Raw genomic sequence first — 22723 nt, 5'->3', positions numbered from 1 at the left:
TTATTCCTCGATCACTTTTTCTTTTTACTGCTAGAAGAAACCTTTTTCTTCTTTTTTAATTTACCCGAACGGGTTTTGGTCTTTTCAGCCTTTTGCGCGGCTTTACGAGCCGCCACTGCAGGCCGCTTTCCGCCCTTGCGTGTCGGGGTACGCTTTTTAATCTTGCGTTTGGGTTGGGCATCTTCGCCTTGCCCGCCTTCACCTCGCCTATTGAGCAGCTCTTTTTCCGGTTTTGCTACAGGGGCTTCAACACTGGTCTCTACTGGCACAGCCTCATCTGAGCCTACCTTGCGCTTGCGGAAAGGCGAGGGCTTGGCTGTGGTCTCTGTATGCTTGGCCCAGGGGTTAGCACTGGTATTGCTGGGCTTTTCTTTTTTATCGCGGCCCCGGCGCTCGCGTTCCAACTGATGTTCTACTGCCATTTCCATTGCCCGGGCACTCACCCGCGTACTCTCTTTCTTTTTCTTCGACTCACGCTTGGCGCGTGGGACCAGTTCATTCAAGGTGAAATCCACCTTGCGCTCTTCGAGATCCACCCGTGCAACCTGCACGGTGACAGAGTCACCCAAATGGTAACGCTTGCCACTGCGCTCCCCGATAAGACGCTGGTGCGCCTGCTCAAAGCGGTAATAGTCTTTGGGTAGGGCGGTGACATGAATCAGCCCCTCCACGTAGAGATCATCCAACTCCACAAATAATCCAAAGCCGGTTACCGCACTGATAACACCGGAATAGGTTTCACCCACATGATCCTGCAGGTATTCACATTTTAGCCAGCTGAGCACATCCCGGGTCGCATCATCGGCACGCCGCTCGGTCAGGGAACACTGCTCCCCAAGTTGCAACATGGCCGGCATGTCGTAGGGCAAAATCTGCTCGCGAGCTATCGGTTTGGCACCGGGCACCGAGTGAACTTTTTTTACCACCGCAGCTTGGTTGGCACTGCCGTTGCGTATCAACCAGCGCAACGCCCGGTGCAGGAGCAAATCCGGATAGCGGCGAATCGGGGAGGTGAAATGGGCATAGGCCGGGTAATCCAAACCGAAGTGTCCGCGATTCTCCGGCTGGTAAACCGCTTGGTTCATAGAACGCAGCAGCATCACCTGAATAATATGCGCATCTGCACGGCCCTCGATCTGCTCCATCAGGTCCTGGAAATCTTTGGGCTGTGGCTCACCACCACCGGGAAGGCGCAGCCCCAATTCACCCAGGTACTCGCGCAAATTACTGAGCTTTTCCTCTTTGGGTGCATCGTGCACCCGGTAGAGTGCGGGCAGTTCCGATAGCTCCATCAGACTCGCCGCGCAGACATTGGCCGCGAGCATACACTCTTCGATCAGCTTGTGAGCATCGTTGCGCACCACCGGGATAATCCGCTCAATTTTTCGCTGGGCGTCAAATATTATCCGGGTCTCAGTCGTTTCAAAATCAATAGCACCCCGGCGCTCCCGCGCTTCGCGCAACGCCTGGTAAAGATCGTGCAGGTTGTCCAGGTGCGGAGTCAGGGTCGCAAATTGCTTGCGGGCACCACTGTCGCGGTTATCCCGCTCATCGAGTATTTGCCCTACCTGGGTGTAAGTCAGGCGCGCGTGGCTGCGCATAACCGCCTCAAAGAAACGATAGTCCTGAATTTCACCGCTTCGGTTGATGTGCATTTCGCACACCATACACAGCCGATCAACATCGGGGTTTAGGGAGCAAAGGCCGTTGGACAATTTCTCCGGCAACATGGGTACAACGAAATCCGGAAAATAAACCGAGTTTCCACGGCCGTGCGCCTCCTCATCCAACGCACTACCCGGGCGCACATAGTGAGAAACATCGGCAATGGCTACCAGTAATTTCCAGTTGCCGTCGGGTAAAAGTTCGCAGTAGACCGCATCATCAAAATCCCGCGCGTCTTCACCATCAATAGTAACCAGCGGCAGCTGGCGAAGATCCACCCGGGATTTTTTGTGATCCTCAAGTACTTCATCGGCGATTTCATTGACCTCAGCCGTCAGTGCACTGGGCCAGGTGTGGGGAATTCCGTGGTTGCGGATCGCAACATCGATCTCCATACCCGGTGCAAGGTGGTCACCGAGAATTTCGCTAACCTTACCTTGCGGCACTTTATCCCGGCCCGGTTGGGTAACTATTTTTACTACAACATACTGGCCGTGATCAGCTCCGGCGGTGTCCTCAGAGGCCACCATAATATCCAGATTAATGCGCGGATTATCCGGGCGCACAAAACAAATGCCGTTTTCCCGGTACAGGCGCCCGGCCAGCTGCTCGGTATTGTGCTTGATCACCCTGACAACAGCGCCCTCGCGTTTACCGCGAAAACCTCCGGGGGTTTCCCGCACTAATACCTCGTCACCATCAAAGACTTTACGCATCTGTCGATGGGATAAAAATAGATCGGTGCCACCATCACTGGGGATAACAAAACCAAAGCCATCCCGGTGCCCCATAACCCGGCCGCGTATCAGGCTCATTTTATCCAGTACACCAAAATCACCGGCGCGGTTGCTGGCAATCTGCCCATCCCGGGACATGGCGATCAAACGGCGCCTTACCCCTTCGCGACGATCCTCATCGGCTATTTCCAGTAAATCGGCCACCGCTTCCCAGGGCACAGGTTCCGCCTGATTCTCAAGAACTTGTAACAAGTACTCCCGACTGGGCACGGGCTTTTCATATTTCTCCGCCTCGCGCTGGGCATGAGGGTCAATATTGAAGGGGTCTGAGGTATTTTTTTGAGTCAAAACAGCATCCGTTGTTGGGCAGTTGCCAAGTTTGGCAACCTCCGGAGATTATCCGGCCATAAAGAAAGGCGGCGTTGGTGGTGGATTCCTGGTCAATAATTCGCCGCTACTGCACGCATTATAAGCGATTTCGCCAATTTTCCCGACCTAAGAAAAAAATGATGAAAAAAGCGCAACGCAGCCGTTGACACAGGGGGGGCAGATCTCTATAGTTCGCGTCCTCAACGGAGCACACGTTGATTTGCCCAGGTGGCGGAATTGGTAGACGCGCTAGCTTCAGGTGCTAGTGACCTTACGGTCGTGGAGGTTCAAGTCCTCTCCTGGGCACCAATTCCAAAAAGGCTGACTCGCAAGAGTCGGCCTTTTTTCGTTTGGGTGATTTAATTTTCCAGCCCTCGCTTTTAACTCTTTCCTTCTAAAACCCAGCCAAAAAAATTCCGGACATAAAAAAAGCCGGCCCCTAAAGACCGGCTTTTTTGCAAAGGGAGTTTACTTTAGTGTCCTGCACTACCTCCATTAAACTCCCCAAGATCTACAGTAATGTCGCTGGGCGCATCGCTGGTGCCCAGTTCGAGTTCAGCGTCAAACTTAGGTGCAGCTTCAACCTCCTCAGCAGCTGAAGCTACAGCCGGGCTCAATTCCCCAGACCTGAGACGCATCTCAGGGGAGTTCACTGCATCGACGCCACTACTGTAGGGCTTCACAGCGCTAAAGATCGCGGGGTCCACATGGCTGAAATCCTCTACCGCATTTTGAACTGCTGACTTGAGGCCCTGGGATGCCTGAGCACCGGCAACTGACTGCAGCTCGTCACCAGTGCTGGTAACCGTCGGGATCTGGCCAATAAAGTCAGGCTCATAGTAACTGACGGAATAGATATCCACTGTATTGGTGACATCCATGCGGAGAGGGTTAGTCGCCTCACCAATGATGGTCCACAGCTCAGTTTCCGTTCCCAAGGTCACAGCGGATGCTGTGATATGGGTATCTCCATAAGTTTCAGCAGTCAGGGTGCCAAAGCTGGAGCTGGCCAAGGAAACTGTGCCCCGCCCTGCATCGATCTCATCGATAACGAGATCCCCTGCAGCCTGCACACTGATATTGATATCCGCACCCGAGGTGGCAACAGCCAAGACACTCACATCTGTCTCAATATCTACATCGCCACCAACAACCAATTCGGCACGATCAGCGGTCAGGCTGCCACCGATAGTATCTGTTGAGTTGCTGGTAACATAAATATCGCCCTCGCCATCGTAGCCCAGCCGCATATCGCTGAACTGGAGCCCGGCACCATTTTTATTGAAGCTTTCAGATCTACTTCCACCATCTTCAAAATCAAATGCCAGATCGGTCAGGACGGTAATACTGTCAGAGGTGTTGTCCAGGTATTCGAAACCAGCAAAACTGAAGTTACCTACCTGATTGCCACTGCTATAAAGCTCCCAGGTCGTACCGGACAAGTTGTATTGGAAATCATCAGATCCGTCACCACCAGCAAGCTCTACCTCCTGGCCAATATCAGTTTCTACCGTCAAGAAATCATTGCCAGCACCAAGGGAAATACTGTCAATCACAGTGCCAGAGAAGGTGACGGTATCGCTGCCAGCTCCAGTATCAATCCCTGCGAGTTCACCACCATTTAAATTAAACTCATCAGCACCTGAACCGGCAGTAATAGACTCGATACCAGTAATCGTGAGTGATGCTCCACCACTGGAAACAGTGTGTTCAGAGTCATTGATATCCCAGACAGCATCAATATCTGCACCATAAACGGTATCTGTGCCAGAACCCGCAGCAACACTATCCAGGTCGGCAAAAGTTACTCCGCCAATCGTCATGGTATCCAGAGCACTAAACTCATATTCACCATCGATATCCTGGCCAGTATAACTTCCCGCCCCCTCTACGAGTTCGAGGTTATCAAAGTAGACGGTCAGGCCATTAACTTCAGCCTCCACACTGCCTTCAACAAGGGAGGTACCGGAGCTGGTCGAGGTCCAGGTAGCTCCATCTGCACTAACCGTATCGCTACCACCTGCGCCATCCACAGTTTCCAGCCCACTGAAGTCGATGCCTGCAACGCTGATATCACCATCGGAATTGAGGGTAAAGTTATCATCACTGTCTGTAGCCACCAAGGTGTCATTACTGCCCGAAGTATTCACTTCTTCAAGGCCAGTAAAACTGATACCTGCCGTTGCTAATGCCTGGTCACCCTGCAATTCGAACTGAGCAGAATCATGGGTGTTTGTCAGGATAGAAGTGGCCGCACTGGAAATGCTATAGAAAGACAGTGAGCCGGCATCGACTTGATTATCAACACCAGTTAAAGAAAGCCCATCGCTGTAGGCACTGGCATCCAAGCTGTCGTCACCGCCATTACCATCGACTGCAGACATGCCGGATACGGTCATGCCATTCACTTCGACATCACCTGTGGAGGTCAGGACGAAATCTTCTACACCGGCAGTGCCTTGAAGGTTAGCGCTGGTGGCAACCAGGGTTTCTACACCGCTGAAAGTAATTTCGCTACTTTCGGCTTCCTTATCGTTGGACGTCAGAGTCCAATCCGCTCCACTGGCACCAGTCACCGTATCGCTACCGCCGCCTGTGGCAACATCGTCAACCTTGGTAAAGGCAATACCATTTGCCGTGACTGCATTGTCCCCGTTCACGGTGAAACTTTCGTCGTCACTGGTGCCGGTCAGCGTTAAGGTCGCTGCATCCGTAATGTTGTAAAACGCCAGGGTGTCGGCGGTGACTTTATTATCTGTATCGGTGAGCGTCAGGCCATTGGCAAAGTCCGTGGCATCCAGGCTGTCATCGCCGTCGTTGCCATACACCTCTGACATGCCGGAAACCGTCATGCCATTCACTTCGACATCACCTGTGGAGGTCAGGACGAAATCTTCTACACCGGCAGTGCCTTGAAGGTTAGCGCTGGTGGCAACCAGGGTTTCTACACCGCTGAAAGTAATTTCGCTACTTTCGGCTTCCTTATCGTTGGACGTCAGAGTCCAATCCGCTCCACTGGCACCAGTCACCGTATCGCTACCGCCGCCTGTGGCAACATCGTCAACCTTGGTAAAGGCAATACCATTTGCCGTGACTGCATTGTCCCCGTTCACGGTGAAACTTTCGTCGTCACTGGTGCCGGTCAGCGTTAAGGTCGCTGCATCCGTAATGTTGTAAAACGCCAGGGTGTCGGCGGTGACTTTATTATCTGTATCGGTGAGCGTCAGGCCATTGGCAAAGTCCGTGGCATCCAGGCTGTCATCGCCGTCGTTGCCATACACCTCTGACATGCCGGAAACCGTCATGCCATTCACTTCGACATCACCTGTGGAGGTCAGGACGAAATCTTCTACACCGGCAGTGCCTTGAAGGTTAGCGCTGGTGGCAACCAGGGTTTCTACACCGCTGAAAGTAATTTCGCTACTTTCGGCTTCCTTATCGTTGGACGTCAGAGTCCAATCCGCTCCACTGGCACCAGTCACCGTATCGCTACCGCCGCCTGTGGCAACATCGTCAACCTTGGTAAAGGCAATACCATTTGCCGTGACTGCATTGTCCCCGTTCACGGTGAAACTTTCGTCGTCACTGGTGCCGGTCAGCGTTAAGGTCGCTGCATCCGTAATGTTGTAAAACGCCAGGGTGTCGGCGGTGACTTTATTATCTGTATCGGTGAGCGTCAGGCCATTGGCAAAGTCCGTGGCATCCAGGCTGTCATCGCCGTCGTTGCCATACACCTCTGACATGCCGGAAACCGTCATGCCATTCACTTCGACATCACCTGTGGAGGTCAGGACGAAATCTTCTACACCGGCAGTGCCTTGCAGGTTAGCGCTGGTGGCAACCAGGGTTTCTACACCGGTGAAAGTAATTTCGCTACTTTCGGCTTCCTTATCGTTGGACGTCAGAGTCCAATCCGCTCCACTGGCACCAGTCACCGTATCGCTACCGCCGCCTGTGGCAACATCGTCAACCTTGGTAAAGGCAATACCATTTGCCGTGACTGCATTGTCCCCGTTCACGGTGAAACTTTCGTCGTCACTGGTGCCGGTCAGCGTTAAGGTCGCTGCATCCGTAATGTTGTAAAACGCCAGGGTGTCGGCGGTGACTTTATTATCTGTATCGGTGAGCGTCAGGCCATTGGCAAAGTCCGTGGCATCCAGGCTGTCATCGCCGTCGTTGCCATACACTTCTGACATGCCGGAAACCGTCATGCCATTCACTTCGACATCACCTGTGGAGGTCAGGACGAAATCTTCTACACCGGCAGTGCCTTGAAGGTTAGCGCTGGTGGCAACCAGGGTTTCTACACCGCTGAAAGTAATTTCGCTACTTTCGGCTTCCTTATCGTTGGACGTCAGAGTCCAATCCGCTCCACTGGCACCAGTCACCGTATCGCTACCGCCGCCTGTGGCAACATCGTCAACCTTGGTAAAGGCAATACCATTTGCCGTGACTGCATTGTCCCCGTTCACGGTGAAACTTTCGTCGTCACTGGTGCCGGTCAGCGTTAAGGTCGCTGCATCCGTAATGTTGTAAAACGCCAGGGTGTCGGCGGTGACTTTATTATCTGTATCGGTGAGCGTCAGGCCATTGGCAAAGTCCGTGGCATCCAGGCTGTCATCGCCGTCGTTGCCATACACCTCTGACATGCCGGAAACCGTCATGCCATTCACTTCGACATCACCTGTGGAGGTCAGGACGAAATCTTCTACACCGGCAGTGCCTTGCAGGTTAGCGCTGGTGGCAACCAGGGTTTCTACACCGGTGAAAGTAATTTCGCTACTTTCGGCTTCCTTATCGTTGGACGTCAGAGTCCAATCCGCTCCACTGGCACCAGTCACCGTATCGCTACCGCCGCCTGTGGCAACATCGTCAACCTTGGTAAAGGCAATACCATTTGCCGTGACTGCATTGTCCCCGTTCACGGTGAAACTTTCGTCGTCACTGGTGCCGGTCAGCGTTAAGGTCGCTGCATCCGTAATGTTGTAAAACGCCAGGGTGTCGGCGGTGACTTTATTATCTGTATCGGTGAGCGTCAGGCCATTGGCAAAGTCCGTGGCATCCAGGCTGTCATCGCCGTCGTTGCCATACACCTCTGACATGCCGGAAACCGTCATGCCATTCACTTCGACATCACCTGTGGAGGTCAGGACGAAATCTTCTACACCGGCAGTGCCTTGAAGGTTAGCGCTGGTGGCAACCAGGGTTTCTACACCGGTGAAAGTAATTTCGCTACTTTCGGCTTCCTTATCGTTGGACGTCAGAGTCCAATCCGCTCCACTGGCACCAGTCACCGTATCGCTACCGCCGCCTGTGGCAACATCGTCAACCTTGGTAAAGGCAATACCATTTGCCGTGACTGCATTGTCCCCGTTCACGGTGAAACTTTCGTCGTCACTGGTGCCGGTCAGCGTTAAGGTCGCTGCATCCGTAATGTTGTAAAACGCCAGGGTGTCGGCGGTGACTTTATTATCTGTATCGGTAAGCGTCAGGCCATTGACAAAGTCCGTGGCATCCAGGCTGTCATCGCCGTCGTTGCCATACACCTCTGACATGCCGGAAACCGTCATGCCATTCACTTCGACATCACCTGTGGAGGTCAGGACGAAATCTTCTACACCGGCAGTGCCTTGAAGGTTAGCGTTGCTGGCTACCAGAATTTCTACACCGGTAAAGGTGATGCCGTTATTAGTCGCTTCCTTAGCACTGCTTCCTAGTAGCCAGTCTTCACCGCTGGCCCCAGTTACATCGTCTGTGCCACCCATGGCATCAACACTATCAATATCGCTGAATGCAATCTGATTCGCCTTTAAGGCTTCAAACCCTGTTACCTCAAACGTATCGTCCCCTGATGAAGCCACCAGGTTACCTCCGCTGACACTCTCAATATCACTGAAAGTTATTAAGTTTGAAATCGCTTCATAGTCAGTGTCGGTCAGGGCCACTGTGCTGATCGCGGTAACGCTGTCACTGCCAGTTCCTTCATCTCCAGCATCGACCGTATCTACCTCTGTGAAGCTGATACCTGCAGCATCCAGAGCCTTATCACCAGTGATTGTGAAACTATCCGCGTCACTGGTACCAGTCAGCGCGGAGGTCGCTGCATCCGTAATGTTGTAAAACGCCAGGGTGTCGGCGGTGACTTTATTATCTGTATCGGTGAGCGTCAGGCCATTGGCAAAGTCCGTGGCATCCAGGCTGTCATCGCCGTCGTTGCCATACACCTCTGACATGCCGGAAACCGTCATGTCATTCACTTCGACATCACCTGTGGAGGTCAGGACGAAATCTTCTACACCGGCAGTGCCTTGAAGGTTAGCGCTGGTGGCAACCAGGGTTTCTACACCGGTGAAAGTAATTTCGCTACTTTCGGCTTCCTTATCGTTGGACGTCAGAGTCCAATCCGCTCCACTGGCACCAGTCACCGTATCGCTACCGCCGCCTGTGGCAACATCGTCAACCTTGGTAAAGGCAATACCATTTGCCGTGACTGCATTGTCCCCGTTCACGGTGAAACTTTCGTCGTCACTGGTGCCGGTCAACGTTAAGGTCACTGCATCCGTAATGTTGTAAAACGCCAGGGTGTCGGCGGTGACTTTATTATCTGTATCGGTGAGCGTCAGGCCATTGGCAAAGTCCGTGGCATCCAGGCTGTCATCGCCGTCGTTGCCATACACCTCTGACATGCCGGAAACCGTCATGCCATTCACTTCGACATCACCTGTGGAGGTCAGGACGAAATCTTCTACACCGGCAGTGCCTTGAAGGTTAGCGCTGGTGGCAACCAGGATTTCAACCTCGGTGAAAGTAATTTCGCTACTTTCGGCTTCCTTATCGTTGGACGTCAGAGTCCAATCCGCTCCACTGGCACCAGTCACCGTATCACTACCGCCGCCTGTGGCAACATCGTCAACCTTGGTAAAGGCAATACCATTTGCCGTGACTGCATTGTCCCCGTTCACGGTGAAACTTTCGTCGTCACTGGTGCCGGTCAGCGTTAAGGTCACTGCATCCGTAATGTTGTAAAACGCCAGGGTGTCGGCGGTGACTTTATTATCTGTATCGGTGAGCGTCAGGCCATTGGCAAAGTCCGTGGCATCCAGGCTGTCATCGCCGTCGTTGCCATACACCTCTGACATGCCGGAAACCGTCATGCCATTCACTTCGACATCACCTGTGGAGGTCAGGACGAAATCTTCTACACCGGCAGTGCCTTGAAGGTTAGCGCTGGTGGCAACCAGGGTTTCTACACCGCTGAAAGTAATTTCGCTACTTTCGGCTTCCTTATCGTTGGACGTCAGAGTCCAATCCGCTCCACTGGCACCAGTCACCGTATCACTACCGCCGCCTGTGGCAACATCGTCAACCTTGGTAAAGGCAATACCATTTGCCGTGACTGCATTGTCCCCGTTCACGGTGAAACTTTCGTCGTCACTGGTGCCGGTCAGCGTTAAGGTCACTGCATCCGTAATGTTGTAAAACGCCAGGGTGTCGGCGGTGACTTTATTATCTGTATCGGTGAGCGTCAGGCCATTGGCAAAGTCCGTGGCATCCAGGCTGTCATCGCCGTCGTTGCCATACACTTCTGACATGCCGGAAACCGTCATGCCATTCACTTCGACATCACCTGTGGAGGTCAGGACGAAATCTTCTACACCGGCAGTGCCTTGAAGGTTAGCGCTGGTGGCAACCAGGATTTCAACCTCGGTGAAAGTAATATCGCTATTTTTGGCTTCTTCATCGTTGGACGTCAGAGTCCAATCCGCTCCACTGGCACCAGTCACCGTATCGCTACCGCCGCCTGTGGCAACATCGTCAACCTTGGTAAAGGCAATACCATTTGCCGTGACTGCATTATCCCCGTTCACGGTGAAACTTTCGTCGTCACTGGTGCCGGTCAGCGTTAAGGTCGCTGCATCCGTAATGTTGTAAAACGCCAGGGTGTCGGCGGTGACTTTATTATCTGTATCGGTGAGCGTCAGGCCATTGGCAAAGTCCGTGGCATCCAGGCTGTCATCGCCGTCGTTGCCATACACCTCTGACATGCCGGAAACCGTCATGCCATTCACTTCGACATCACCTGTGGAGGTCAGGACGAAATCTTCTACACCGGCAGTGCCTTGAAGGTTAGCGCTGGTGGCAACCAGGGTTTCTACACCGCTGAAAGTAATTTCGCTACTTTCGGCTTCCTTATCGTTGGACGTCAGAGTCCAATCCGCTCCACTGGCACCAGTCACCGTATCGCTACCGCCGCCTGTGGCAACATCGTCAACCTTGGTAAAGGCAATACCATTTGCCGTGACTGCATTGTCCCCGTTCACGGTGAAACTTTCGTCGTCACTGGTGCCGGTCAGCGTTAAGGTCGCTGCATCCGTAATGTTGTAAAACGCCAGGGTGTCGGCGGTGACTTTATTATCTGTATCGGTGAGCGTCAGGCCATTGGCAAAGTCCGTGGCATCCAGGCTGTCATCGCCGTCGTTGCCATACACCTCTGACATGCCGGAAACCGTCATGCCATTCACTTCGACATCACCTGTGGAGGTCAGGACGAAATCTTCTACACCGGCAGTGCCTTGAAGGTTAGCGCTGGTGGCAACCAGGGTTTCTACACCGCTGAAAGTAATTTCGCTACTTTCGGCTTCCTTATCGTTGGACGTCAGAGTCCAATCCGCTCCACTGGCACCAGTCACCGTATCGCTACCGCCGCCTGTGGCAACATCGTCAACCTTGGTAAAGGCAATACCATTTGCCGTGACTGCATTGTCCCCGTTCACGGTGAAACTTTCGTCGTCACTGGTGCCGGTCAGCGTTAAGGTCGCTGCATCCGTAATGTTGTAAAACGCCAGGGTGTCGGCGGTGACTTTATTATCTGTATCGGTGAGCGTCAGGCCATTGGCAAAGTCCGTGGCATCCAGGCTGTCATCGCCGTCGTTGCCATACACCTCTGACATGCCGGAAACCGTCATGCCATTCACTTCGACATCACCTGTGGAGGTCAGGACGAAATCTTCTACACCGGCAGTGCCTTGAAGGTTAGCGCTGGTGGCAACCAGGGTTTCTACACCGCTGAAAGTAATTTCGCTACTTTCGGCTTCCTTATCGTTGGACGTCAGAGTCCAATCCGCTCCACTGGCACCAGTCACCGTATCGCTACCGCCGCCTGTGGCAACATCGTCAACCTTGGTAAAGGCAATACCATTTGCCGTGACTGCATTGTCCCCGTTCACGGTGAAACTTTCGTCGTCACTGGTGCCGGTCAGCGTTAAGGTCGCTGCATCCGTAATGTTGTAAAACGCCAGGGTGTCGGCGGTGACTTTATTATCTGTATCGGTGAGCGTCAGGCCATTGGCAAAGTCCGTGGCATCCAGGCTGTCATCGCCGTCGTTGCCATACACCTCTGACATGCCGGAAACCGTCATGCCATTCACTTCGACATCACCTGTGGAGGTCAGGACGAAATCTTCTACACCGGCAGTGCCTTGCAGGTTAGCGCTGGTGGCAACCAGGGTTTCTACACCGGTGAAAGTAATTTCGCTACTTTCGGCTTCCTTATCGTTGGACGTCAGAGTCCAATCCGCTCCACTGGCACCAGTCACCGTATCGCTACCGCCGCCTGTGGCAACATCGTCAACCTTGGTAAAGGCAATACCATTTGCCGTGACTGCATTGTCCCCGTTCACGGTGAAACTTTCGTCGTCACTGGTGCCGGTCAGCGTTAAGGTCGCTGCATCCGTAATGTTGTAAAACGCCAGGGTGTCGGCGGTGACTTTATTATCTGTATCGGTGAGCGTCAGGCCATTGGCAAAGTCCGTGGCATCCAGGCTGTCATCGCCGTCGTTGCCATACACTTCTGACATGCCGGAAACCGTCATGCCATTCACTTCGACATCACCTGTGGAGGTCAGGACGAAATCTTCTACACCGGCAGTGCCTTGAAGGTTAGCGCTGGTGGCAACCAGGATTTCAACCTCGGTGAAAGTAATATCGCTATTTTTGGCTTCTTCATCGTTGGACGTCAGGGTCCAGTCTTCACCACTAGCGCCAGTAACACTATCATCACCGCTTCCTGCATCAATCGAGGTGCCAAACCCAGTCACACTGATTCCATTGGCTGTGACTTCTGTATCGCTCACCACTACAAAAGTATCGTCATTTACAGAGCCTACAAGGCTGCCAGCAGCAGTAACACTTTCAATATCGCTAAAGGTTATGGAGCTTGAAGTCGCCTCATAGTCACTATCGGTCAGGGTCACTGTGCTGATCGCAGTAACGCTATCGCTGCCTGTTCCTGCACCTCCTGCATCGACCGTATCTACCTCTGTGAAGCTGATACCTGCAGTATCCAGAGCCTTATCACCAGTGATTGTGAAACTATCCGCGTCACTGGTACCAGTCAGCGCGGAGGTCACTGCATCCGTAATGTTGTAAAATGCCAGGGTGTCGGCGGTGACTTTATTATCTGTATCGGTAAGCGTCAGGCCATTGACAAAGTCCGTGGCATCCAGGCTGTCATCGCCGTCGTTGCCATACACCTCTGACATGCCGGAAACCGTCATGCCATTCACTTCGACATCACCTGTGGAGGTCAGGACGAAATCTTCTACACCGGCAGTGCCTTGAAGGTTAGCGTTGCTGGCTACCAGAATTTCTACACCGGTAAAGGTGATGCCGTTATTAGTCGCTTCCTTAGCACTGCTTCCTAGTAGCCAGTCTTCACCGCTGGCCCCAGTTACATCGTCTGTGCCACCCATGGCATCAACACTATCAATATCGCTGAATGCAATCTGATTCGCCTTTAAGGCTTCAAACCCTGTTACCTCAAACGTATCGTCCCCTGATGAAGCCACCAGGTTACCTCCGCTGACACTCTCAATATCACTGAAAGTTATTAAGTTTGAAATCGCTTCATAGTCAGTGTCGGTCAGGGCCACTGTGCTGATCGCGGTAACGCTGTCACTGCCAGTTCCTTCATCTCCAGCATCGACCATATCTACCTCTGTGAAGCTGATACCTGCAGCATCCAGAGCCTTATCACCAGTGATTGTGAAACTATCCGCGTCACTGGTACCAGTCAGCGCGGAGGTCGCTGCATCCGTAATGTTGTAAAACGCCAGGGTGTCGGCGGTGACTTTATTATCTGTATCGGTGAGCGTCAGGCCATTGGAAAAGTCCGTGGCATCCAGGCTGTCATCGCCGTCGTTGCCATACACCTCTGACATGCCGGAAACCGTCATGCCATTCACTTCGACATCACCTGTGGAGGTCAGGACGAAATCTTCTACACCGGCAGTGCCTTGAAGGTTAGCGCTGGTGGCAACCAGGGTTTCTACACCGCTGAAAGTAATTTCGCTACTTTCGGCTTCCTTATCGTTGGACGTCAGAGTCCAATCCGCTCCACTGGCACCAGTCACCGTATCGCTACCGCCGCCTGTGGCAACATCGTCAACCTTGGTAAAGGCAATACCATTTGCCGTGACTGCATTGTCCCCGTTCACGGTGAAACTTTCGTCGTCACTGGTGCCGGTCAGCGTTAAGGTCGCTGCATCCGTAATGTTGTAAAACGCCAGGGTGTCGGCGGTGACTTTATTATCTGTATCGGTGAGCGTCAGGCCATTGGCAAAGTCCGTGGCATCCAGGCTGTCATCGCCGTCGTTGCCATACACCTCTGACATGCCGGAAACCGTCATGCCATTCACTTCGACATCACCTGTGGAGGTCAGGACGAAATCTTCTACACCGGCAGTGCCTTGCAGGTTAGCGCTGGTGGCAACCAGGGTTTCTACACCGGTGAAAGTAATTTCGCTACTTTCGGCTTCCTTATCGTTGGACGTCAGAGTCCAATCCTCTCCACTGGCACCAGTCACCGTATCACTACCGCCGCCTGTGGTAACATCGTCAACCTTGGTAAAGGCAATACCATTTGCCGTGACTGCATTGTCCCCGTTCACGGTGAAACTTTCGTCGTCACTGGTGCCGGTCAGCGTTAAGGTCACTGCATCCGTAATGTTGTAAAACGCCAGGGTGTCGGCGGTGACTTTATTATCTGTATCGGTGAGCGTCAGGCCATTGGAAAAGTCCGTGGCATCCAGGCTGTCATCGCCGTCGTTGCCATACACCTCTGACATGCCGGAAACCGTCATGTCATTCACTTCGACATCACCTGTGGAGGTCAGGACGAAATCTTCTACACCGGCAGTGCCTTGAAGGTTAGCGCTGGTGGCAACCAGGATTTCAACCTCGGTGAAAGTAATATCGCTATTTTTGGCTTCTTCATCGTTAGACGTCAGGGTCCAGTCTTCACCACTAGCGCCAGTAACACTATCATCACCGCTTCCTGCATCAATCGAGGTGCCAAACCCAGTCACACTGATTCCATTGGCTGTGACTTCTGTATCGCTCACCACTACAAAAGTATCGTCATTTACAGAGCCTACAAGGCTGCCAGCAGCAGTAACACTTTCAATATCGCTAAAGGTTATGGAGCTTGAAGTCGCCTCATAGTCACTATCGGTCAGGGTCACTGTGCTGATCGCAGTAACGCTATCGCTGCCTGTTCCTGCACCTCCTGCATCGACCGTATCTACCTCTGTGAAGCTGATACCTGCAGCATCCAGAGCCTTATCACCAGTGATTGTGAAACTATCCGCGTCACTGGTACCAGTCAGCGCGGAGGTCACTGCATCCGTAATGTTGTAAAATGCCAGGGTGTCGGCGGTGACTTTGTTGTTGGTATCGGTAAGCGTCAGGCCATTGACAAAGTCCGTGGCATCCAGGCTGTCATCGCCGTCGTTGCCATACACCTCTGACATGCCGGAAACCGTCATGCCATTCACTTCGACATCACCTGTGGAGGTCAGGACGAAATCTTCTACACCGGCAGTGCCTTGAAGGTTAGCGTTGCTGGCTACCAGAATTTCTACACCGGTAAAGGTGATGCCGTTATTAGTCCCTTCCTTAGCACTGCTTCCTAGTAGCCAGTCTTCACCGCTGGCCCCAGTTACATCGTCTGTGCCACCCATGGCATCAACACTATCAATATCGCTGAATGCAATCTGATTCGCCTTTAAGGCTTCAAACCCTGTTACCTCAAACGTATCGTCCCCTGATGAAGCCACCAGGTTACCTCCGCTGACACTCTCAATATCACTGAAAGTTATTAAGTTTGAAATCGCTTCATAGTCAGTGTCGGTGAGGGCCACTGTGCTGATCGCGGTAACGCTGTCACTGCCAGTTCCTTCATCTCCAGCATCGACCGTATCTACCTCTGTGAAGCTGATACCTGCAGCATCCAGAGCCTTATCACCAGTGATTGTGAAACTATCCGCGTCACTGGTACCAGTCAGCGCGGAGGTCGCTGCATCCGTAATGTTGTAAAACGCCAGGGTGTCGGCGGTGACTTTATTATCTGTATCGGTGAGCGTCAGGCCATTGGAAAAGTCCGTGGCATCCAGGCTGTCATCGCCGTCGTTGCCATACACCTCTGACATGCCGGAAACCGTCATGCCATTCACTTCGACATCACCTGTGGAGGTCAGGACGAAATCTTCTACACCGGCAGTGCCTTGAAGGTTAGCGCTGGTGGCAACCAGGGTTTCTACACCGGTAAAGCTAATTTCGCTACTTTCGGCTTCCTTATCGTTGGACGTCAGAGTCCAATCCGCTCCACTGGCACCAGTCACCGTATCGCTACCGCCGCCTGTGGCAACATCGTCAACCTTGGTAAAGGCAATACCATTTGCCGTGACTGCATTGTCCCCGTTCACGGTGAAACTTTCGTCGTCACTGGTGCCGGTCAACGTTAAGGTCACTGCATCCGTAATGTTGTAAAACGCCAGGGTGTCGGCGGTGACTTTATTATCTGTATCGGTGAGCGTCAGGCCATTGGAAAAGTCCGTGGCATCCAGGCTGTCATCGCCGTCGTTGCCATACACCTCTGACATGCCGGAAACCGTCATGCCATTCACTTCGACATCACCTGTGGAGGTCAGGACGAAATCTTCTACACCGGCAGTGCCTTGAAGGTTAGCGCTGGTGGCAACCAGGGTTTCTACACCGCTGAAAGTAATTTCGCTACTTTCGGCTTCCTTATCGTTGGACGTCAGAGTCCAATCCGCTCCACTGGCACCAGTCACCGTATCACTACCGCCGCCTGTGGCAACATCGTCAACCTTGGTAAAGGCAATACCATTTGCCGTGACTGCATTGTCCCCGTTCACGGTGAAACTTTCGTCGTCACTGGTGCCGGTCAGCGTTAAGGTCACTGCATCCGTAATGTTGTAAAACGCCAGGGTGTCGGCGGTGACTTTATTATCTGTATCGGTGAGCGTCAGGCCATTGGCAAAGTCCGTGGCATCCAGGCTGTCATCGCCGTCGTTGCCATACACTTCTGACATGCCGGAAACCGTCATGCCATTCACTTCGACATCACCTGTGGAGGTCAGGACGAAATCTTCTACACCGGCAGTGCCTTGAAGGTTAGCGCTGGTGGCAACCAGGATTTCAACCTCGGTGAAAGTAATATCGCTATTTTTGGCTTCTTCATCGTTGGACGTCAGGGTCCAGTCTTCACCACTAGCGCCAGTAACACTATCATCACCGCTTCCTGCATCAATCGAGGTGCCAAACCCAGTCACACTGATTCCATTGGCTGTGACTTCTGTATCGCTCACCACTACAAAAGTATCGTCATTTACAGAGCCTACAAGGCTGCCAGCAGCAGTAACACTTTCAATATCGCTAAAGGTTATGGAGCTTGAAGTCGCCTCATAGTCACTATCGGTCAGGGTCACTGTGCTGATCGCAGTAACGCTATCGCTGCCTGTTCCTGCACCTCCTGCATCGACCGTATCTACCTCTGTGAAGCTGATACCTGCAGTATCCAGAGCCTTATCACCAGTGATTGTGAAACTATCCGCGTCACTGGTACCAGTCAGCGCGGAGGTCACTGCATCCGTAATGTTGTAAAATGCCAGGGTGTCGGCGGTGACTTTGTTGTTGGTATCGGTAAGCGTCAGGCCATTGACAAAGTCCGTGGCATCCAGGCTGTCATCGCCGTCGTTGCCATACACCTCTGACATGCCGGAAACCGTCATGCCATTCACTTCGACATCACCTGTGGAGGTCAGGACGAAATCTTCTACACCGGCAGTGCCTTGAAGGTTAGCGTTGCTGGCTACCAGAATTTCTACACCGGTAAAGGTGATGCCGTTATTAGTCCCTTCCTTAGCACTGCTTCCTAGTAGCCAGTCTTCACCGCTGGCCCCAGTTACATCGTCTGTGCCACCCATGGCATCAACACTATCAATATCGCTGAATGCAATCTGATTCGCCTTTAAGGCTTCAAACCCTGTTACCTCAAACGTATCGTCCCCTGATGAAGCCACCAGGTTACCTCCGCTGACACTCTCAATATCACTGAAAGTTATTAAGTTTGAAATCGCTTCATAGTCAGTGTCGGTCAGGGCCACTGTGCTGATCGCGGTAACGCTGTCACTGCCAGTTCCTTCATCTCCAGCATCGACCGTATCTACCTCTGTGAAGCTGATACCTGCAGCATCCAGAGCCTTATCACCAGTGATTGTGAAACTATCCGCGTCACTGGTACCAGTCAGCGCGGAGGTCGCTGCATCCGTAATGTTGTAAAACGCCAGGGTGTCGGCGGTGACTTTATTATCTGTATCGGTGAGCGTCAGGCCATTGGAAAAGTCCGTGGCATCCAGGCTGTCATCGCCGTCGTTGCCATACACCTCTGACATGCCGGAAACCGTCATGCCATTCACTTCGACATCACCTGTGGAGGTCAGGACGAAATCTTCTACACCGGCAGTGCCTTGAAGGTTAGCGCTGGTGGCAACCAGGGTTTCTACACCGGTGAAAGTAATTTCGCTACTTTCGGCTTCCTTATCGTTGGACGTCAGAGTCCAATCCGCTCCACTGGCACCAGTCACCGTATCGCTACCGCCGCCTGTGGCAACATCGTCAACCTTGGTAAAGGCAATACCATTTGCCGTGACTGCATTGTCCCCGTTCACGGTGAAACTTTCGTCGTCACTGGTGCCGGTCAACGTTAAGGTCACTGCATCCGTAATGTTGTAAAACGCCAAGGTGTCGGCGGTGACTTTATTATCTGTATCGGTGAGCGTCAGGCCATTGGCAAAGTCCGTGGCATCCAGGCTGTCATCGCCGTCGTTGCCATACACCTCTGACATGCCGGAAACCGTCATGCCATTCACTTCGACATCACCTGTGGAGGTCAGGACGAAATCTTCTACACCGGCAGTGCCTTGAAGGTTAGCGCTGGTGGCAACCAGGGTTTCTACACCGCTGAAAGTAATTTCGCTACTTTCGGCTTCCTTATCGTTGGACGTCAGAGTCCAATCCGCTCCACTGGCACCAGTCACCGTATCGCTACCGCCGCCTGTGGTAACATCGTCAACCTTGGTAAAGGCAATACCATTTGCCGTGACTGCATTGTCCCCGTTCACGGTGAAACTTTCGTCGTCACTGGTGCCGGTCAGCGTTAAGGTCACTGCATCCGTAATGTTGTAAAACGCCAGGGTGTCGGCGGTGACTTTATTATCTGTATCGGTGAGCGTCAGGCCATTGGAAAAGTCCGTGGCATCCAGGCTGTCATCGCCGTCGTTGCCATACACCTCTGACATGCCGGAAACCGTCATGTCATTCACTTCGACATCACCTGTGGAGGTCAGGACGAAATCTTCTACACCGGCAGTGCCTTGAAGGTTAGCGCTGGTGGCAACCAGGATTTCAACCTCGGTGAAAGTAATATCGCTATTTTTGGCTTCTTCATCGTTGGACGTCAGGGTCCAGTCTTCACCACTAGCGCCAGTAACACTATCATCACCGCTTCCTGCATCAATCGAGGTGCCAAACCCAGTCACACTGATTCCATTGGCTGTGACTTCTGTATCGCTCACCACTACAAAAGTATCGTCATTTACAGAGCCTACAAGGCTGCCAGCAGCAGTAACACTTTCAATATCGCTAAAGGTTATGGAGCTTGAAGTCGCCTCATAGTCACTATCGGTCAGGGTCACTGTGCTGATCGCAGTAACGCTATCACTGCCTGTTCCTTCATCTCCAGCATCGACGGTATCTACACTACTAAAGCTGATGCTATTGGCGGTCAGGCTATTATCACCGGTTATGATAAAGGTATCTGCTGAGTCAGAACCTTCAAGGCTATCAGCAGTGACACTTTCAATATCACTAAACGTAATTAAATTCGTTTCAGCTTCATAGTCATTGTCGGTCAGGGTCACGGTGCCGATCGCGGAAACGCTGTCACTACCTGTTCCCGCATCCCCAGCATCGACCGTAGCCACGCTAGTAAAGCTGATATCTGCAGCATCCAAGGCATTATTACCGGTGACGGTGAAACTATCCGCATCGCTGGTACCGGTCAGTTTTGTGGTCTCGGCATCCGTAATACCGGAAAAAACTAAGGTGTCGGCGCTGACTTCATTGTTATTCCCTGTTAGAGTCAGGCCATCGTCAAAGTTGGTGGCATCCAGGCTGTCATTACCGTTACCAACCACCGCTGACATGCCGGAAATCGTCATCTCATTGACTTCAACATCTCCGTCGGAGGTTAGGACGAACTCTTCTGCACTGGTAGTACCCTCAAGGTTGGCATTGACGGTAACTAGGCTTTCCACATCGCTGAAAGTAATCCCGCTATTTATCGCTTCGTTATCCCTAGCGGTCAGGGTCCACTTTTCGCCACTGGTGCCTGTGACTTCATCACTGCCTGTTCCTTCACCTCCTGCATCAACCGTGTCCACATCACTAAAGCTGATACCATTAGCAGTTAGACTGTTATCACCGGTCACCTCGAAGCTATCGGCTGAATCAGAGCCTTCAAGGCTATCAGCAGCCATACTGCTAATATTGCTAAACGTGATTAAGTTCGTTACGGCCTTGTTATCTGTGTCAGTAAGGGTCGCAGTGTTGATTGCTGTGATACTATTTTCACCACCTCCCAGATCGACCTCTTCAATACCCGAGAAGGAGATTGCATTGAGGGTAAAACTGTTATCTCCAGTAATGCTTATTGCATCATCACCATCTGAAAATAAAAAAGAGTCTGCATCACTGTTGCCTGTAATAGTGCCGTAATCAGCTACAGTAATATCACCCAAAATATTGTCTGTTGCATCAGCTTGGATAATAACTGACATATCACTCGATTCGAAATATCCAACAGACAATTCGAATACATTAACACTGATTGAGCCTAAATTAGTAAAAGCTCCGCCTGTATTAACAATGAGATTACTGCCATTATTAGTGGCATTAATACTGACATCCTCACCGACTTTTACACCATTAAAAGACGCTAACGTTAATGACTTTCCACTACTCCATGCTAAGTCGCCACCAACAAAAATACCCTCCGAAGCAACATCGGAGTCAGATAGCTCTATGGTGATTGATCCACCAGCCAAAGCACCAGTTAATGTTCCAGTTTCTGTACAGTTGCTTACTACACCTGTGCAATCCTCCAGGATTTCCATCCACTCTGGATCTAATAACCAAAGACCTGACTCTCCATCGCCGTAACTCAAAGTGGAGACAGACAAGCTATCATTATCCAGGATCAGATAACGCTTACCGGAAGTTTCTATCAGCCCTCCATCACCACCATCCTTGCCTGACTCGGCGAGAATCGTACCGCCAAAATTGGTGGTTTCATCGGCCCAAACAATAACGGTACCACCATCAGAATCGCCGACACCACTGGCATCGATTGTAGATTCCGCCGTAACCGTGGTGGTTTCGGCATTGCGAATATCCTCGTTACTCCCCCGGTAGTCACCGCCGATAAGAACTTCGCCACCGGCAGAAGTGCCGCGGGCATCAATATTCCCGCTGACAACAACTTCATCACCCAAAACAGCAACGTAACCGCCACTGCCAGAGTCAGCTGCTACTGAAATATCTCCGCTGTGCTCGGCAAAATCGCCCTCCAGGACAACCTCACCACCGGCACTGCCGGATGCATCCAAAGTTCCGCTATTCACAACTCCGGAACCCGAGCCAAACAGGCGGATTTTGCCCCCGCTGGTATCAATACCGCGTGCAGTTACTGTGCCTTCATTATTTACTGCAGCAGTAAACAGGTCACCGGAAACGCTGGCTTCCATCAAAACCTGAGCGCCTTCGATGGCCCCTTCATTTAGCACAGCACTATCTAGGCCGAGGTCATTCTCCATAACCTCTTTGGTGACCTTAACGCCAATCATTCCATCGGCATCAAAAGTTAATAAGGCTTCATCGGCTGCTGCCAGGCTGACGAGTTCAGCGCTGATCAAGCCGGTAGAGGCATTTGTAACCTGCTTACCTACCAGAACCGCGCTGGATGCATTAATCACACCTCGGTTAACAACAACCCCTGAAGAACCCGACTCGCCTTTAAAGGCAAAATCACCATTCATAAAGTCTTCTGGACTCATATCGAGCCCGGACGCGGTTATGGCGCCGACATTAACCGTGGCTGTCTCAGTAAAAAGAACTCCTCGCGGGTTCACCAGGATAACGTGGCCATTGGCCTCTATCGCACCTTGGATGGTAGTGACATCCTGGTCCAAGATTCGGTTAAGCACGATAGAAGACGAGTCTGGCTGCAGGAATTGGACCAGCTCTTCTTCACTTAAATTAAAAGAATCCCAGTCGATTGATAACAGGTCTGTTACCTGGTCGACTGTGGTTGTAGCCCCGTCAACATCAATAGTGCCGATACCGCCGGTTACCACTCCGCCTTCAGGTCCAGCATGAACCATGGGACTAATCAGCCCTGCAAACAGGCCGGCATAGGCAAAACTTGACACCTTAATGGCACTTGCTAATTTTCTTAACTCAAGCTTTTTATTTTTGGCTTTCATACCAGCACCTTGCGAAGAGGAACCTTGCTACTTTTAAGTATTCAGGAA

At 52.1% G+C, this 22723-nt stretch carries 2 protein-coding genes and 1 tRNA gene; 1 reads left to right on the top strand and 2 read right to left on the bottom strand.

The genetic code is table 11. From position 1 onward, the window contains the following. Positions 1–11: 11 nt before the first annotated feature. Positions 12–2750, bottom strand: coding sequence for a ribonuclease R (gene rnr / locus ACJJI8_RS07725; protein WP_444934710.1), 2739 nt, complete (start codon positions 2748–2750; stop codon positions 12–14). 243 nt (positions 2751–2993) lie between these two features. Between rnr and ACJJI8_RS07720 the strand changes: the two genes are divergently transcribed. Next, positions 2994–3080: transfer RNA gene (locus ACJJI8_RS07720), tRNA-Leu, on the top strand. Between the two features lie 164 nt (positions 3081–3244). Here ACJJI8_RS07720 and ACJJI8_RS07715 read toward each other — a convergent pair. Continuing rightward, complete coding sequence (locus ACJJI8_RS07715; RefSeq protein ID WP_444934709.1) at positions 3245–22675, bottom strand: filamentous hemagglutinin N-terminal domain-containing protein; 19431 nt, start codon at positions 22673–22675, stop codon at positions 3245–3247. Positions 22676–22723: the final 48 nt, after the last annotated feature.

The organism is Microbulbifer maximicatervae (SeqCode) (assembly GCF_052467695.1).
Note: the sequence above shows the minus strand (reverse complement) of the source record. Positions and strands in the feature narration are given on the sequence as shown.

Excerpts from the sequence above, each read along its gene's own strand:
- ACJJI8_RS07715 (WP_444934709.1), bottom strand. The coding sequence starts at position 22,675 with ATGAAAGCCAAAAATAAAAAGCTTGAGTTAAGAAAATTAGCAAGTGCC.